Consider the following 16,171-nt stretch of genomic DNA (forward strand, 5'->3'; position numbering starts at 1 on the left):
TACGACGACATGGCGGACCCGAAAGGTCCGCAGACGTCTCCTCAGCAGCGGACCACCTGCAACTGCAGGTGGGTTCGGATCGCCCACGGGGGCGGACGCCCCAGGACGACGATGCCCCGGCGAGCCGGACGGTACAGCCCGGCCACCGACAAGGACAGGAATGCCCAGATCAGTAGTACGAGGACCACGGGCGGGATGTCGATGCCGGCGGCGCGGGTGAACACACACGCGTGGTCATGGTCGCCGCAGTCCTCACCGGACATCGCCGGGTGTTCGCCCATCACTGCGGCTGGTGTCATCGCCGAACCCGTCGACGGCGAGTGGTGACCGGCAGGGTCGAAGTGGGCGTCGGGATGGCTGGACGCCGTGGCCGGACCCGCGATCACGGTGTGCATGAGCATCACCGCGAGCGCGAGAGGAACTATCAGCCCCCGGAACCAGATGGCGGCCCGGGGCCCAGGCCGGCTCACCTCTCCCAGGCTAGCGAGGTCATGACGCGGGCGTCGAGACCTTCTCCGCGTCCGGGTCCTCGCTGTCGGATTCGACCTCGGCGGCTTCGGCTTCCGCCTCGGCGGCCAGACGCTTCTGCCGCGGGATCAGGTACTTCCGGTCGATGATCCGGTACGCCGCGATCACGCCCGCGGCGAGACCCCACCCGAGCAGGATGTCGAAGATGTAGTGCTCGGCGGTGTAGATGAGGGCGAAGGCCATCGCGAGCGCGTAGCCCATGAAGAGCGTTTTTCCGAGCGCCTTGACCCGTGGCCACATGAAGAGTGCCAGCAACATGGTGAGACCGGCATGCAGGGACGGGATGGCGGCGACGAGATTGGACTTGCCCTGTCCGAGCGTGACGAGCTGCGACGCCATGCTGATGTTCAGGTAGTTCCAGCCACGCGCGGAGATCCGCTCGACGTACGGCTCGGCGTCGGGGTACGCATTGTCCAGGGGTCCGAGGAGACCTCCCTGATCGTCGGCCTCCGTCGAGTACATGCAGATCGGATCGCGGGGGTAGTCCTGCACCTCGACCGCGGTGCACCGCGCCGCCGCCCACGGCGGTGCGCCGGGGACGAGGGTGTAGCCGACCAGCGCGAGAAATGTGGTCGCCACGAAGCAGGCCGCGTAACGGCGCCAGGCCGTGCGGTCCTTGAGCCACAGCCAGGCCGCCACCGCGTACGGGACGATGAAGTACGACATGTAGACGATGCTGACGATGACCTCCCACCACGGAGGACTCGCCTGCTTGAGCTGCTCCTGCAGCCACGCGGTCGGGGTGATGTCGCCACCCATGAGCCATTTGTCGAAATCGATCGCCAGGTGCCAGTGAGTCGGCATGCCGACGATCTGGGCGATGTTGCGCGTCCAGTCGTAGAGGATCAGGATCAGCGCGAACGGCGCCCAGTCGAGGATGATCGTGATGAACTTGCGGCGCCCGATGCTCGCCGCAGCCAGTCCGAGGCAGAGCAGGATGATGAGCCGCGTGCGGTCCCACGCCAGACCCTCGAGGTAGATGTGCACTGCCATCACCAGGAACCAAGCCGTGACCGCGATGCGCCGGACCATGGTCAGGTCGCGACGGTTCTCCGGGTGGGCTTCCATCTCGGCGGCAGCGGCCAGGTCGTCGAAGACCGGCGCCATCTCGGGCGGGTCGACGTCTGATCCTGCGCTCGACCGGTCAGACTTCGACAGCGTCACCTCCGCCGAGGTCGTGTCATCAGGCTCCTGGCCCTCACCGCGCTCCGAGGACTTACCCGGCCGCGGGAAGCCCACCGACTCGTCAACACTCACCCGACACAATCCCGCCCGTCACGCCCCTCAGGGCACCCACGCTCGTAACCTGCCGTCAGTGTAGTGGCCATGTCCGATTGGTGAGCCACCGCTGCACAGCACGTGCGGGCTGGTCGTCGCGACCACCGTGATCACCCGCGCCGACGACCCGTTTCGACGGATTCACGTCCACTGGGCGTGTCGTGGATCACACTGAAGACCTGCAATGCCCCATCCCAGAGGAGGTCTCGGTGCCCAATCGCTACCTGCGCTACGGCGACCAGCGCTACATCATCACCAAGGAGGCGGAGGCTCGACTGAATCGCACCCTCGATGCGGTGTACTCCGACGGGACCCGCGGCCATGAGTGGCTGAATCTGTATCACGACAGCGCGGCCCCCTGCCGTCTGCTGATCGCAGCCGGTGTGCCGATCACGATCGAGACGGAGCCGGCGCCTGGCGAGTGACCCGACGCGCCGAGCGAGCCGACCCCGGGCATCGGCGGTGCCGCCCGGAGGCGGCCACTATCGTTGACCCATGCGCATCGGAGCACACCTTCGCGAGGACACCGACCCACTGGTCACCGCCGCCGAACTCGGCATCGACGTCTTCCAGATGTTCGTCACCGATCCGCAGAGCTGGAAGAAGCCGCAACCGAATCCTCATGCGGCCGCGATCCGCGAATCCGACATCGACGTCGTCGTGCACTCCAGCTATCAGATCAACGTCGCGAGCCTGAACAACCGGCTGCGCATGCCGTCGCGCAAGGCCGTCGAACAGCAGGCCGCCGCGGCCGCCGAACTCGGCGCCTTCGGCCTCGTCGTACACGGTGGTCATCTGCGTGACGGCGAGGCGTCGGCCGAGGGATTCGCCAACTGGCGCAAGCTCTTCGACCGCCAGGTCGACAAGGGCGGCTTCGGGGTGCCGATCCTGATCGAGAACACCGCCGGCGGCGACCACGCGATGGCACGCACCCTCGAGTCCATCGACCGGCTGTGGGAAGCAGTCGGCGACTTCGAGCAGGCCGGCTTCTGTCTCGACACCTGCCACGCCTGGGCCGGCGGGGAGGATCTCGTCGGACTGGTCGAGCGCGTCAAGGAGATCACCGGACGCATCGACCTGGTGCACCTCAACAACTCTCGCGACGAGTTCGACTCCGGCCGCGACCGTCACGCCAACCTGGCGTCGGGTCAGATCGACCCCGAGATACTCGCCGCCGTGGCCAAGGCCGCCGACGCACCGGTGATCCTGGAGACACCCGCCGAGGGCATCCCCGAAGACCTCGAGTACCTGCGCTCAGCGCTGTAGGGCGTCTGTCACGACAGGTTCCAGCCGGGAGCCGGCGGAGTCACCGGATACGCGGCGACGTTCATGACCACCGTCCCGTCGCAGGGCCCGCCGTCGATCGTGGTTCGCCACACGCCTTTCAGCGTGCCGTCGCCCTGTGGGGCGTACGTGGCGACCGACGTCGCCGGTCGCCACACCTTGGGCACACCCGCGCCCTGCCAGCAATCCCATTGCCAGTCGTAGCGGTGCACCCACGATCCCGCCTCCCAGGTGTAGCGAGGCGGTTGCGGGAGCGTCGGGTTCGCGGGTTTCGGCCCGTCGATCACCGTCGCCACGCACGTACCGCCGTCGCATGAGGTCGTGAAGGTGTAGTCGTCGGAGAAGTCCGGCTCCGCCTGCCTCGCCGCGAGGCTGGTGCCCGTCTTCGACGCCGCGAACCGCTTGAGCGAGTACACCCCGTTCCACGCGGGATCGGCGGCGTGCGCCGGAGCGGCGCTCACCATCGGTGCCAGTCCGACAGCGACGACCGCTGCCACGAAGGTCATGATCCGAATTCTGGTCCCGCGTCGTGTGCGCATGTCCGATTGGACCGCATCCGGCCCTCACCTGCAGCGGTTGTCGGAATTGTCGTGGGACTTAGTCCGTCCTGCCGCCGGAGGAGATCACATAAACGGCGATTGATCCCCTGGCGATATGGGTCTATATTGGGGGTTACCGGCGAGTAACTTAGCTCGAACCGAGACAGCTACACCACGCCCGGCCGGTACCCACTTCAACCGAGTTGGGGTCGGACCGGGACCTGGAAGACAACACCGTCATCACGCATACGGCCACACCAGAGAAGGAATTCACCATGGGCCATTACAAGAGCAACATCCGCGACCTGCAGTTCAACCTGTTCGAGCTGTTCGAGCTCGACAAGGTGCTGGAGTCGGGCGACTTCGGCGATCTCGACCACGAGACCGCCGTCGACATGCTCCGCGAGGTCAAGGCACTCGCCGAGGGCCCCATCGCCGAATCCTTCGTCGACGCCGACCGCAACCCGCCGGTCTTCGACCCGGAGACCCACAGTGTCACCATCCCGGAGAGCTTCAAGAAGTCCTACAACGCCCTCGTCGAAGGCGGCTGGGACAAGATCGGCATCCATGAGGAGCTCGGTGGCCTCCCCGCCCCGCGTTCGCTGTACTGGGCCATCGGCGAGATGATCCTCGGGGCCAACCCGCCGGTGTTCATGTACGCCGCCGGCGCCGGGTTCTCCGAGATCTTCTACAACAACGGCACCGACGAGCAGAAGAAGTGGGCCACCATCTGCGCCGAGCGCGGCTGGGGCGCCACCATGGTCCTCACCGAGCCGGACGCCGGTTCGGACGTGGGCGCCGGCCGCACCAAGGCCACCCAGCAGGAGGACGGCTCCTGGCACATCGACGGTGTGAAGCGCTTCATCACCTCGGCCGACCAGGACATGACCGAGAACATCTTCCACCTGGTGCTCGCCCGCCCCGAGGGCGCCGGCCCGGGCACCAAGGGCCTGTCGCTGTTCTTCGTGCCGAAGTTCCACTTCGACTTCGAGACCGGTGAACTCGGCGAGCGCAACGGCGTCTTCGTCACCAACGTCGAGCACAAGATGGGCATCAAGGCGTCGGCCACCTGTGAGGTCACCTTCGGTCAGCACGGCATCCCCGCCAAGGGCTGGCTCGTCGGCGAGGTCCACAAGGGCATCGCCCAGATGTTCGAGGTCATCGAGCACGCTCGAATGATGGTGGGCACCAAGGCCATCTCGACCCTGTCGACCGGCTACCTGAACGCGCTCGAGTACGCCAAGGAGCGCATCCAGGGTGCCGACATGACCCAGATGACCGACAAGGCCGCACCGCGCGTGTCGATCACCCACCACCCGGACGTGCGTCGTTCGCTCATGACCCAGAAGGCCTACGCCGAGGGCCTGCGTGCGGTCTACCTCTACACCGCGTCGCACCAGGACGTCGCCGCCGCGAAGATCGTCTCCGGCGCCGACGCCGAGATGGCCGCTCGCGTCAACGATCTGCTGCTCCCGATCGTCAAGGGTGTCGGTTCCGAGCGCGCCTACGGCACCCTCGGCCACGAGTCCCTGCAGACCCTCGGTGGTTCCGGCTTCCTGCAGGACTACCCGATCGAGCAGTACATCCGTGACTCGAAGATCGACTCGCTCTACGAGGGCACCACTGCCATCCAGGCGCAGGACTTCTTCTTCCGCAAGATCATCCGCGACAAGGGCCAGGCGCTGGCACACGTCGCCGGCCAGATCCAGAGCTTCATCGACTCCGAGGCCGGCAACGGTCGCCTGAAGTCCGAGCGCGCCCTGCTGAAGACCGCCCTCGAAGACGTGCAGGCAATGGCCGCCTCCCTGACCGGCAGCCTCATGGCCGCCCAGGAGAACTCGGCCGAGCTGTACAAGGTCGGCCTCGGTTCGGTCCGCTTCCTGATGTCCGTCGGCGACCTGATGATCGGCTGGCTGCTCCTGCGCCAGGCCGAGATCGCCCTCGCCGCACTCGACAACGGCGCATCGGACAGCGACAAGGCCTTCTACGAGGGCAAGGTCGCCGTGGCGAGCTTCTTCGCCAAGAACATGCTGCCGCTTCTCACCGCCGTCCGTGTCACCGTCGAGAACGTCGACAACGACATCATGGAGCTCGACGAAGCGGCCTTCTGACAGCACACCCACCCTTGATCGGTAAACCCACCGCCTTGCGAGGCGGTGGGTTTACTGATCTGTGGTGGGTTTCCGGTTGCGGTCGCATCTCAATACGAGATGCTCCGGGCGAGTCCCGTCGATGTTTCCTAGCCTCGGGAAGGGAACCACAGGCAGTCGGGGACAACTCGAGGGAGAGCCATGAAGGCACTCGTCTTTCACGGACCGGGCAAGAAGAGCTGGGACGACGTACCCGATCCCAAGATCCTCCAACCCACCGACGTCATCGTGAAGATGGACGCCACCACCATCTGCGGCACCGATCTGCACATCCTCAAAGGTGATGTCCCCGCGGTCGAGAAGGGGCGAATCCTCGGCCACGAGGGCGTCGGGACGATCACCGAGATCGGCCCTGCGGTAACCACTCTCGCAGTCGGCGACCAGGTGATCCTGTCGTGCATATCGGCCTGCGGCAAGTGCGACTTCTGTAAGCAGGGAGTGCACTCACACTGCCTCGGTGACGAGGGGGCGTCGGGTATCGGCTGGATCTTCGGACACCTCATCGACGGCACCCAGGCCGAGCTCGTACGAGTCCCCTACGCCGAGACCTCGGTCTACAAACTGCCGTCGGGCGTCACGCCCGAGCAGGGCGTCGTCCTCAGCGACATCCTGCCGACCGGGCATGAGATCGGTATCCGTTACGGCAACGTCAAACCCGGTGACGTGGTGGCCGTCGTCGGAGCCGGACCGGTGGGTCTCGCGACGATCGCGACGTCGGGACTCTACGGACCGAGCCGCGTGATCGCGATCGACATCGACCCCAACCGCATCGAGCAGGCCAAGTCCTTCGGCGCGACCGACGGCGTCGTGTCGTCGGATGCCGATTGGAAGGACCAGGTCCTCGCGATGACGGACGGGCTCGGCGTCGACGTCGCGATCGAGGCGGTGGGCATCCCGCAGACCTTCCAGATGTGTCTGGATGTCGTCCGGCCCGCGGGTCATGTCGCCAACGTCGGCGTGCACGGCGCCCCGGTGGAGTTCGCTCTCCAGGATCTGTGGATCTCCAACATCAACGTCTCGATGGGCCTGGTGAACACCGACACGCTCGGCGTCCTGCTCAAGCTGGTCGCGCAGCGTCGGATCGACCCCGACCTGTTCATCAGCCACCGTTTCGCCCTCGGCGACATCATGGAGGCCTACGACGTCTTCGGCCGGGCCGCGGAGACCAAGGCACTCAAGGTGGTCCTACAGGCCTGAGTAACCCACGAACGGCCGAACCCACCACCCCGCGGGGCAGTGGGTTCGGCGAGTGGTGATGTGTGCTGGTGACTACTTCGGAGGCATCCGGATGCCGCCGTCGACGCGGATCACTTCAGCGTTCATGTAGCTGTTGGTGACCAGCTCGACGACCATCGAGGCCAGCTCGTCGGGAGCACCCAGACGGTGCGGGAACAGGACCGACTCGCCCAGCTTCGCCTTGAACGCCTCGGCGGCCTCGCCCTCGCCGTAGATCGGGGTGTCGATCAGGCCGGGGGCGATGGTGTTGACGCGGATGCCGACCGCCGCCAGGTCACGCGCGACCGGCAGGGTCATGCCGACGACGCCGCCCTTGGACGAGGAGTACGACGCCTGACCGATCTGGCCGTCGAAGGCGGCGACGCTGGCCATGTTGACGATCGCGCCGCGCTCGCCGTGGGCGTCGAGCGGCTCGTTGCGGCTCATCGCGGTGGCGGCGAGACGGATGAAGTCGAAGGTGCCGATCAGGTTGATCGCGATGACCTTCTTGTAGGCGTCCAGGTTGTGCGCCGAACCGAACTCCCCGTCGCGGCCGATGGTGCGCTGTGCCCAGCCGATGCCGGCCGAGTTGACCAGGGCACGCAGCGGGCCGAGTTCGGTGGCCGCGTTGATGGCGGCTTCGATCTGTTCGGTCGAGGTGACGTCGACGCTGACGAAGACACCGCCGATCTCCTTGGCAAGCTCCTCCCCCTTGTCGGCGTTCAGGTCGGCGACGACGACCTTCGCACCCTTGGCCGCCAGCTGGCGAGCCGCAGCTGCGCCGATCCCCGACGCCCCACCCGTGACGATTGCACTAGCTCCATTGATATCCACGACTCGGAGCCTATCGAGCGTTCTATCGCTCGGTAAAGACCCCGCGCGAAACACTCCGATCGGTCTACACGCACTTCACGTTCGGCTCGGGTGCGTACCGCACGGTGCGGGTGTACCGGTTGATCTCACGGCCGGTCCTCGCGTCGCGGATGATCCGCGTGTTCGACGTCGTGAAGCCCTTGCTGCCGCTGCTCGCAATGCAGTCGTCGCCCTTGGGGAGCTTGATCCGTTCCGGTTCGGTGGGGTCGGTCCGCTCGCCGGTGATCGACTCGACCTCGAATGCCTTGGTGCCCCACAACCTCACGGTCACCGCGGACGGCGACCAACCGGTCTCGATGAGCACCCCGTGCCGGGTGTTGTTGCGGAACTTCAGGTCGATGGCGCCTTCGAAGACGGTGGCCTCCCGGGCCTCCGGATAGCGCGAGATGTAATACGCGTGCTCGGTGTGGTCGACGTCCTCGAGACCCGCGAAGTACGCGGCGTTGTAGAGGGTGGTCGCGAACTGGGAGATGCCGCCGCCGACGGCCGTCGCGGCGCGGCCGTTGTTGATGATCGTCGAGTCGACGTAACCCTCGGCCGTGCCTCGCGGACCCGTGTGGCCGTTGAGCGAGAAGACCTTGCCGGGCAGGACCAACGCGCCGTCGACCTCGGCCGCGACGAGGCGGATGTTCTCACCGGAGGCACTCGAGAAGCCGTCGGTGGTGTACTCGCTGATCAGTTCGCGCACACCGAGTTTGCGGGCGGCGTCGGTGGTGAGCTTGGGGTCGACATCGTCGTAGACGACATCGGCGGTACGGTTGCCACCGGCTGCGGTCGCCGTCGTGGCGAGCGCCTGAAGTGTCTTGTCCCAGTTGATCTTCGAACCGGTGATCGCGGGCACGACGGTCGGGCGGCCACTGGCGAGGCTGAATGTCGCACTGACGGCGGGGCGTTGGGACGGATCGAGATCGGGGCCGAGAGACTCGCGCGCTTTCTTGACGTCGACGTGCGGGGTGAGACCGCCCTTTCCGTCGGGCACGAAGGTCAGCATCGCCCCGATGTCGCCTGCCGGAACCTCGACCGTGCGCTTGCGCCGGTCGATGAGCTTCACCGACCCCGACGTCGCGCGGTCGGCGGGGCCGGCCACGGTGGCGGCGACGACCTCCGAGGTCACGGTCGGCGAGAACGGTTCCATCGGCATGTCGATCGGCGTGCCGTCGAGCCAGTGGTCGACGAGCACGACGGCGGCGGCCTGGCGGGCGACGCGCTCACCCGGTGCCGGCTCGTCGCCGACCGGCGTGGCGCCGTCGTAGTGGACTCCACCCTCGACCGCGGCCTTCTCCAGCGACCTGCGGTGGGCGTCGAGGGCCTTGTTCATGGCGGCGGGATCGATCGTCACGACGGGCTCGACGTCGAGGTCACGACCGAAGAGCGACAGGAAGCGCGTGAGCGGGTTGCGCGGCTGTTCGAGAAGACGTGCGCGGGTCGCGTCCGCGTCGAAGGTCAGCCCCAGTTCGGTCGGCGCGACCTCGGCCGAGCCCTCGGGGGTGCGCAGGACGACCGGCTGCGTGGAGCGGGCGGTCAGCTCGTCGATGACGGGGTTCAGCTTGGCGGCGTGGCGGTTGCCCGCCGAGATCCCGCCGACGACGGCTCCGCGTGCGGAGTGATCGCGGGTGGCGACGAAGTCGATGGAGAGGGCGAGCGCCAAAATGATGACGACGACGACCGCAGCGCGTACCGCGTGGCGTGCTCGCCGGGCGCTCGTGGTCACAACTCCATCCATCACGGCTGACTACCTGGGCCAGTCGGGGTGGTGGCCGCAGAACTCATACCCCAGAAATGTAGGTGCCCCGGCTGAGCTGTCGGGTCGGGGGTCTGACAGCTCTGCCGAGCTGTCTTCATGTTTACGCTACTTTTCGGCCGATGACACGTTCGGGGCCACGTTTCGTCCAAACATGTGACGAAGGACCCCATTCGGGGTGCCAAAAGGAGACGGATCGAGCGATTCGTCGCTCGATCCGTCCCCTCTGCTCGGTCCGGACCGTGCCGGACGAGGGATCAGCCCTCGATGATCGCGGTGACGCCCTGGCCGCCGGCGGCACAGATCGAGATCAGCGCGCGACCGCCGCCGTTCTCCTTGATCTGCTTCGCCGCCTGCGCGACGATGCGGCCGCCGGTCGCGGCGAACGGGTGACCCGCGGCGAGCGAGGAGCCGTTGACGTTGAGCTTGGACCGGTCGATGGGTCCGAGCGCCGAGTCGAGGCCCAGTCGCTCCTTGCAGTACTCCTCGGACTCCCACGCCTGCAGCGTCGCGAGCACCACCGACGCGAACGCCTCGTGGATCTCGTAGAAGTCGAAGTCCTGCAGGGTGAGACCGTTGCGGGCCAGCAGGCGCGGCACGGCGTAGGTCGGGGCCATGAGCAGGCCGTCGGGTCCGTTCACGTAGTCGACTGCAGCGGTCTCGCTGTCGACGAAGTACGCGAGCACCGGAAGACCGCGCTCGGCGGCCCACTCGTCGCTGCCCAGCAGCACGGTCGACGCACCGTCGGTGAGCGGGGTCGAGTTGCCCGCGGTCATGGTCGCGTCGCCGAGGGAGACACCGAAGACGGGCTTGAGCTTGGCGAGCTTCTCCGCGGTCGAATCGCCGCGCAGGTTCTGGTCGCGCGTCAGACCCATGAACGGGGTGATCAGGTCGTCGAAGAAGCCGTCGTCGTAGGCGGCCGCCATGTTCTGGTGGCTGCGTGCGGCGAGCTCGTCCTGGTCGGCGCGCTTGATGCCGAATTCCTTGGCGGTGATGGCGGCGTGCTCGCCCATCGACATCCCGGTGCGCGGCTCGCCGTTCTGCGGGATCTCGATCCCGAGCTTGGTGAGCAGCTTCGCGGCGCCGAGGATCTGGTCCTTGGTGGAGCGGGCGCGGTTGACCTCGAGCAGCTGGCGACGCAGGCCCTCGCCCACGGCGATCGGGGCGTCGGAGGTGGTGTCGACGCCGCCACCGATCGCGGCGTCGTAGCGGCCCCGTGCGATGCCGTCGGCGACGGTCGTGATGGCCTGCAGACCGGTGCCGCACGCCTGCTGGATGTCGAAGGCGGGGGTGTAGGGCGACAGGGCCGAGCCCAGCACCGATTCGCGGATGAGATTGAAGTCACGGGCGTGCTTGAGCACGGCGCCGCCGGCGACCATGCCGAGCTGCTCACCCTGCAGGTTGAAGCGACTCACCAGGCCGTCGAGAGCGGCGGTGAACATCTCCTGATTGCTGACCTTGGCATATGCCTTGTCCTGGCGGGCAAACGGAATGCGGTTGCCGCCGAGGATCGCCACCGGGCGCTCGGTGCGGGTCTCGGGCTTCTTCGGGGTGGTGCTGTTCTCTGCCACGTCGATCTCCAGGGTCGTGTGCGGTATCTATAGCGTATTCTTACTCAAGAGTAAGTTCCTTGTCGAACGACAGTCAGAGGAGATCCAACATGGCCGCCAACGGAACAACTGGCCTGTACTCGAGCTTCGTCCATTCCGGCCCGGGCGCATTCATCGCCAAGCAGGCCGGGCTCCCCGTCCCGCCGCCCCTGCGGCGTTACAAGGCGTCGGAGCCGCCGCTGCCGGGTCCGGTGCTGCTCGGAGGTTCGGGACGCCTCGTCGAACCGCTCCGGGAGATGCTCTCGGGCGACGACTACGACCTCATCCAGAACGCCCTGACCGGCCGCAGCGCCGACAAGTACGGCGGCCTGGTCTTCGACGCCACCGGCATCACCTCCCCGGCCGAGTTGCGTCAGTTGTTCGAGTTCTTCCAGCCGGCCATGCGCTCGACCGCGCCGTGCGCTCGCTTCCTCGTCATCGGCACCACGCCGGAGCTGGTGACCGACCCGTCCGAGCGCGTCGCACAGCGTGCTCTCGAGGGCTTCACCCGCTCGCTCGGTAAAGAGCTACTCAAGGGCTCCACCGTCCAGCTCGTGTACGTCTCGCCCGACGCCAAGACCGGTCTGAGCGGCCTGGAATCGACCGTACGCTTCGTGCTGTCGGCCAAGTCCGCTTTCGTCGACGCACAGGTCATCCGCGTCGGGTCGGCCGACGCGATCGCGCCGAAGGACTGGGATCGTCCGCTCGAGGGCAAGGTCGCCGTGGTGACCGGTGCCGCCCGCGGCATCGGCGCCACCATCGCCGAGGTGCTCGCGCGCGACGGCGCCCACGTCATCGCCGCCGACGTCCCGCAGGCCGGTGACGCGTTGTCGGAGACGGCCAACAAGGTCGGCGGCACCGCCTTCCCGCTGGACGTGACCGCACCCGACGCCGGCGACAAGCTCGCCGAGCACGCCCTCGAGCGGCACGGCGGCATCGACATCATCGTCAACAACGCCGGCATCACCCGCGACAAGCTGCTCGCCAACATGGACGACGCCCGCTGGGACGCCGTCATCGCGGTGAACCTCATCGCTCCGCAGACCCTCGTCGAGAAGCTGCTGGACAAGGGTGCGCTCCATGAGGGCGGCGCGGTCATCGACGTCTCGTCGATCGCCGGGATCGCCGGTAACCGCGGCCAGACCAACTACGGCGCATCGAAGGCCGGTGTCATCGGCCTGGTCGACGCCTACGCGCCGATCCTGGGCGAGAAGGGCATCACCATCAACGCCGTCGCCCCCGGCTTCATCGAGACCAAGATGACCGCGGCGATCCCGCTGGCCACCCGCGAGGCCGGTCGCCTGATGAGCTCGCTGCAGCAGGGCGGCCAGACCGTCGACGTCGCCGAGACCGTCGCCTACTTCGCCAACCCGGCGAGCAGCGCCATCACCGGCAACGTGGTCCGCGTCTGCGGCCAGGGATTCCTGGGTGCGTGATGGGTAAGACGATCACTCTTCCCGGCGCCCCCGGCACCGGCGAGCTGTACGGCAAGGCCGTCACCGGGATGCTGCCGGGCGTCGGCAAGCCGGCCCGCGTCCCGGCCGACGCGCCGCTGCCCGACACTCACTACCGGCTCGAGGGCGTCCGCGTCGATCCCGCTGCGCTGCAGGCGTACTGCCATGCAACCGGTCAGCGCTTCGGCGCCACTCTGCCGGTGACGTACCCGTTCGTGCTGCAGTTCCCGGTGGTCATGAAGCTGCTGACGTCGGACGAGTTCCCGTTCGGTGCAATCGGTTCGGTCCACATGACGAACAAGATCGAGCGGAAGCGTCCGATCGAGGTCGGCGAGCCGCTGTCCATCGAGACCCACGCGGAGAACCTGCGGGAGCACCGCAAGGGCATCCTCGTCGACGTCATCAGCGAGATCAGCGTCGGCACCGAACTGGTGACCACACAGACCGCGACTTTCCTCAAGCAGCAGCGGACCAGCCTGTCCGACGAGCCGCGCGGTCCCGAACCGAAGTCGAAGACCCCGCCGCCGCCGGATTCGGTTCTGTCCGTGGACCTGGGACGCATCCGCGAGTACGCCGCCGCATCGGGCGACCGCAACCCGATCCACATGGCGAACCTGACCGCCAAGGCCTTCGGCTTCCCCAAGGCGATCGCCCACGGGATGTGGAGCGCCGCAGCGGCAATCGCAAACGTCGAGGCCCAGCTGCCCGGCGCGGTCACCTACGACGTCAAGTTCGGCAAGCCGATCCTGCTGCCCGCCAAGGTGAACCTCTACACCCGCCGCATCGACGGCGAGGGCAACTTCGACATCGCGATCCGCGACCGTCGCAAGGGATTCCCGCACCTCACCGCGACGACGCGGAAGGGCTGAGGGCTTTTCGCTCACCGTTTCCGTTCCCGCTCACACCATTCGCGTGAGCGGGAACGGATCGCGTGAGCGGGAACGGATCGAGTGAGCGACCCTTCGATACGCTCGCGAGCTCGCTGCTCAGATGTCGGTACCGACACCCTTCAGGCCGCGCCAGGCGATGCCGACGAGCATGTTGGTGGCCTTGTCGAGGTCGACGTCGCCCTCGGTGATGCGGTCGGCGACCGCCTCGCAGGCGCCGACGATGGCGACGGCGGTGAGTTCGAAGTCGATGTCGCCGGCGGTCTCGACGGTCGTGCCGGCCTTGATGAGCGCCGCGACCATCTCGGTCACCCGCTGGCGACTGTCGGAGACGATGCCGGCGAAGCTCGCGGTCCCGATCGCGACGCGGTACAGCACGCGCCACGACTCTCGGTTCTCGTGCACGAAGCGCAGGAACTCGCGGATGACGGTGACGGCCTGCTCGCGCTGGGTGAGTGACGGGTCGAAACCGACGCTCATCGCGTCGATGAACAGTCCGGACTCACGGGCGATGCAGGCGCTGAACAGCTCCTCCTTGGAGCCGTAGTACAGGTACAGCATCGGCTTGGAGATCTGCGCCTCAGACGCGATGGCGTCCATCGAGGTCTCACGGAAACCGTTCTGCGAGAACACCTTCACGGCGGCGTCGAGCATCTGCTGCTCCCGCACTGCACGCGGCAGGCGCTTGGTTCCGCCCGACATGGCCGCCTCCATCCTCACTGTCGTGTCCGAAGGACCATACCCAATAAACTTACCAATCGGTAAGTTTAACGTTCGCTCGGGCCGCCCACGACAGATTACTCAGCAGGTGATGACGCCTTTCGACCGGAGGATGCGTGTCACCTTCGCATCGAGGCGCGCGGGTGCGAGGCGTCCGCGTTTCACCGCGGTCTCGAGGTTGTCGAGGACCGACGGGACGCGGTCGGTGGACAGCCACAGCGCGACGTCGCCACCCGCGAGGATGAACTTCTCGACCGCCTGCTCGATCGGGTAGCGCTGACTGATCGCCGCCATGCCCGACAGGTCGTCGGAGAAGATCACGCCGTTGTACCGCGGCCCGTTGTAGCCCACGCCCGTCCGCAGCATCTGGATGGCCGGCCGGCTGATGGACGCCGGCAATCCGTCGGTCAGGCCGGGCACGATGAGATGACCGACCATGGCGCCCGCAATGCCCGGGTCACGCAGCAGATTGCGGAAGGGCACCAGATCGCTGTTCTGCAGTTCGGCCAGCGACGGGACGGTCACCACACCGAGGTGCGAATCGCCCGAACCGTGGCCGTGTCCGGGAAAGTGCTTGTACACCGGCGTGATTCCGGCCTCGGCGAGGCCGGCGGCGTAGGCGGCCGCGTACTCGGTGACGACGGCCGGGTCGTTGCTGAAGGAACGGTCGCCGATCACCTCGTTGTCGGATTCGTCGCTGACGTCGGCCACGGGCGCGAAGTCGACGGTGACGCCGAGGTTCTTGAGTTTGCGACCGACGCCGGCGGCGATCTCCTTCACCTGGGCGGGCGTCTTGGTCTGCGCCAGTTCACGCGGCGAGGCGTGGTCGATGCCGAGCGCCGACAGCCGCGACACCCGACCGCCCTCCTGGTCGACGGTGACCATCAGCGGGATAGACGAGTTCTGCGAGATCCGTGATGCCGCACCACTCGTCAGGATCGCCTTGTCGGTCCAGCTCCCGACGAAGATCCCGCCGATCTGCTCGTCCTCCACGATCTGCTGCGCGTCGCCGGCGCCCGTGACACCCACGACGATCAGCTGGGCCAGCTTCTGCCGCAGCGTGAGCTTCGCGAGCTGTTCCGCGCCACAAGCGTTTGCGACAGGAGTGGTCGTCGCGGCCACCGACGACGGGGACGCCGTGGGCGAGCTGTACGCGGACGGTGTGGGCGGCGCGGATTCGGGCGTCGACGAATCACAGGCGACGAGACCGAGACCCAATGCCGCGACCGTCGCAGTCGTCAGCGCGTTCCGAATCCAGCGAGGTCGTCGAGTTGGGCCCATGGCTCGAGTCTGGCATGTAACCTGAGCAAATGGACGTGGGGTCCATCTCGGCCGGGTCCGCGACCGCCCCCAGCGGTCGCGGTGCCAATCGCGCCGGACAGACGTTGATGATCGCCTACGACGGCTCACCGAACGCCGATCGTGCGATCCGTTATGCCGGACACTTCCTGCGCGCCGAATCCGCCGTCGTCGTCACCGCCTGGCAACCCGGCGGCATGACACCCGCCCGGATGTCCACCCTCGCCGGCGGCATGCAGCCGTTCGTCGACACGCAACTCGACGCCGGGGTCGACCGCGCCCTCGAGGACGAGGCCGCGAAGATCAACGAACGCGGCGTGGCTCTGGCCCGCGAATGCGGCCTGTCGACGAAGGGCACGCTCGTCGAGGTCGAGTCGACGGTGTGGGGCGCTCTCGTCGCCGCCGCCGAGGCACTCGACGTCGATCTGCTCGTCACCGGGACCCGCGGGGCGTCGGGCCTCAAGGCATTGCTGCGGTCCAGCGTCGCCGAACGCGTCCTCAAACACTGCCATCGACCGGTGTTCATCGTCCCGGCCAAGTGCGAGCGGGAACCAGAGCTGACGCTCTAGTCCCGATGTCCTCAAGTGTGGGATGCATGACCTGGACGACGTGAG

General features: G+C 67.1%; 15 protein-coding genes. 7 read left to right on the forward strand and 8 right to left on the reverse strand.

Features of this window, described 5'->3' with window-relative positions:
* Positions 1–41: 41 nt before the first annotated feature.
* Entirely contained in the window at positions 42–401 is a 360-nt protein-coding gene (locus PWF70_RS21760; protein ID WP_006357124.1) for a hypothetical protein, read from the reverse strand.
* An 88-nt stretch (positions 402–489) separates the two neighbouring features.
* Complete coding sequence (locus tag PWF70_RS21765) at positions 490–1,767, reverse strand: phosphatase PAP2 family protein (RefSeq protein ID WP_006357123.1); 1,278 nt, start codon at positions 1,765–1,767, stop codon at positions 490–492.
* A 248-nt stretch (positions 1,768–2,015) separates the two neighbouring features.
* On the opposite strand from PWF70_RS21765, the gene PWF70_RS21770 reads away from it, so the two are divergent.
* On the forward strand, positions 2,016–2,231 hold the full coding sequence (locus PWF70_RS21770) for a hypothetical protein (RefSeq protein WP_005194730.1): 216 nt from the start codon (positions 2,016–2,018) through the stop codon (positions 2,229–2,231).
* 70 nt (positions 2,232–2,301) lie between these two features.
* Positions 2,302–3,072 (forward strand): deoxyribonuclease IV, encoded by a 771-nt coding sequence (locus tag PWF70_RS21775; RefSeq protein ID WP_006357122.1) that lies wholly within the window; start codon positions 2,302–2,304, stop codon positions 3,070–3,072.
* Positions 3,073–3,080: 8 nt separating this feature from the next.
* Here the strand turns inward: PWF70_RS21775 and PWF70_RS21780 are convergent, their stop codons facing one another.
* Complete coding sequence (locus PWF70_RS21780; RefSeq protein WP_035753782.1) at positions 3,081–3,596, reverse strand: Rv2253 family sensor-like surface protein; 516 nt, start codon at positions 3,594–3,596, stop codon at positions 3,081–3,083.
* 308 nt (positions 3,597–3,904) lie between these two features.
* On the opposite strand from PWF70_RS21780, the gene PWF70_RS21785 reads away from it, so the two are divergent.
* Both PWF70_RS21785 and PWF70_RS21790 read left to right on the forward strand, forming a co-directional pair.
* Positions 3,905–5,740 (forward strand): acyl-CoA dehydrogenase, encoded by a 1,836-nt coding sequence (locus tag PWF70_RS21785; RefSeq protein WP_075863772.1) that lies wholly within the window; start codon positions 3,905–3,907, stop codon positions 5,738–5,740.
* Between the two features lie 180 nt (positions 5,741–5,920).
* Complete coding sequence (locus tag PWF70_RS21790; protein WP_006357118.1) at positions 5,921–6,976, forward strand: zinc-dependent alcohol dehydrogenase family protein; 1,056 nt, start codon at positions 5,921–5,923, stop codon at positions 6,974–6,976.
* Positions 6,977–7,048: 72 nt separating this feature from the next.
* Here the strand turns inward: PWF70_RS21790 and PWF70_RS21795 are convergent, their stop codons facing one another.
* The 3 genes from PWF70_RS21795 to PWF70_RS21805 all read right to left on the reverse strand — a co-directional run bounded on the left by PWF70_RS21795 (position 7,049) and on the right by PWF70_RS21805 (position 11,179).
* Positions 7,049–7,828 (reverse strand): SDR family NAD(P)-dependent oxidoreductase, encoded by a 780-nt coding sequence (locus PWF70_RS21795; RefSeq protein WP_006357117.1) that lies wholly within the window; start codon positions 7,826–7,828, stop codon positions 7,049–7,051.
* 64 nt (positions 7,829–7,892) lie between these two features.
* Complete coding sequence (locus tag PWF70_RS21800; protein WP_050918616.1) at positions 7,893–9,578, reverse strand: VanW family protein; 1,686 nt, start codon at positions 9,576–9,578, stop codon at positions 7,893–7,895.
* Positions 9,579–9,865: 287 nt separating this feature from the next.
* Positions 9,866–11,179, reverse strand: coding sequence for an acetyl-CoA C-acetyltransferase (locus PWF70_RS21805; protein ID WP_006357115.1), 1,314 nt, complete (start codon positions 11,177–11,179; stop codon positions 9,866–9,868).
* A gap of 89 nt (positions 11,180–11,268) precedes the next feature.
* Here PWF70_RS21805 and PWF70_RS21810 point away from each other — a divergent pair, with 89 nt between their 5' ends.
* Both PWF70_RS21810 and PWF70_RS21815 read left to right on the forward strand, forming a co-directional pair.
* Positions 11,269–12,633: a 3-oxoacyl-ACP reductase gene (locus PWF70_RS21810; RefSeq protein WP_075863741.1), complete on the forward strand. Its 1,365-nt coding sequence runs from the start codon at positions 11,269–11,271 to the stop codon at positions 12,631–12,633.
* Complete coding sequence (locus PWF70_RS21815) at positions 12,633–13,520, forward strand: MaoC/PaaZ C-terminal domain-containing protein (RefSeq protein ID WP_006357113.1); 888 nt, start codon at positions 12,633–12,635, stop codon at positions 13,518–13,520. Before PWF70_RS21810 ends, PWF70_RS21815 begins: the two co-directional genes overlap by 1 nt.
* 117 nt (positions 13,521–13,637) lie before the next feature.
* Here PWF70_RS21815 and PWF70_RS21820 read toward each other — a convergent pair whose 3' ends face one another.
* Positions 13,638–14,240, reverse strand: coding sequence for a TetR/AcrR family transcriptional regulator (locus PWF70_RS21820; RefSeq protein ID WP_042375238.1), 603 nt, complete (start codon positions 14,238–14,240; stop codon positions 13,638–13,640).
* 99 nt (positions 14,241–14,339) lie between these two features.
* Entirely contained in the window at positions 14,340–15,539 is a 1,200-nt protein-coding gene (locus PWF70_RS21825) for a glycoside hydrolase family 3 N-terminal domain-containing protein (protein WP_155225618.1), read from the reverse strand.
* Positions 15,540–15,568: 29 nt separating this feature from the next.
* On the opposite strand from PWF70_RS21825, the gene PWF70_RS21830 reads away from it, so the two are divergent.
* A complete protein-coding gene (locus tag PWF70_RS21830) occupies positions 15,569–16,126 on the forward strand; it encodes a universal stress protein (RefSeq protein ID WP_006357110.1) in 558 nt (185 codons plus the stop codon).
* Positions 16,127–16,171 lie beyond the last annotated feature (45 nt).

Source organism: Gordonia sp. Swx-4 (assembly GCF_030316175.1).
Classification (GTDB): Bacteria; Actinomycetota; Actinomycetes; order Mycobacteriales; family Mycobacteriaceae; genus Gordonia; species Gordonia alkanivorans.

Bases quoted from the DNA above. Each gene is read 5' to 3' on its own strand.
- PWF70_RS21760 (WP_006357124.1), bottom strand. From the start codon at position 401: ATGCTCATGCACACCGTGATCGCGGGTCCGGCCACGGCGTCCAGCCAT.
- PWF70_RS21815 (WP_006357113.1), top strand. From the start codon at position 12,633: ATGGGTAAGACGATCACTCTTCCCGGCGCCCCCGGCACCGGCGAGCTG.
- PWF70_RS21785 (WP_075863772.1), top strand. From the start codon at position 3,905: ATGGGCCATTACAAGAGCAACATCCGCGACCTGCAGTTCAACCTGTTC.
- PWF70_RS21830 (WP_006357110.1), top strand. From the start codon at position 15,569: ATGGACGTGGGGTCCATCTCGGCCGGGTCCGCGACCGCCCCCAGCGGT.
- PWF70_RS21775 (WP_006357122.1), top strand. From the start codon at position 2,302: ATGCGCATCGGAGCACACCTTCGCGAGGACACCGACCCACTGGTCACC.
- PWF70_RS21780 (WP_035753782.1), bottom strand. From the start codon at position 3,596: ATGACCTTCGTGGCAGCGGTCGTCGCTGTCGGACTGGCACCGATGGTG.
- PWF70_RS21825 (WP_155225618.1), bottom strand. From the start codon at position 15,539: ATGGGCCCAACTCGACGACCTCGCTGGATTCGGAACGCGCTGACGACT.
- PWF70_RS21820 (WP_042375238.1), bottom strand. From the start codon at position 14,240: ATGTCGGGCGGAACCAAGCGCCTGCCGCGTGCAGTGCGGGAGCAGCAG.
- PWF70_RS21810 (WP_075863741.1), top strand. From the start codon at position 11,269: ATGGCCGCCAACGGAACAACTGGCCTGTACTCGAGCTTCGTCCATTCC.
- PWF70_RS21790 (WP_006357118.1), top strand. From the start codon at position 5,921: ATGAAGGCACTCGTCTTTCACGGACCGGGCAAGAAGAGCTGGGACGAC.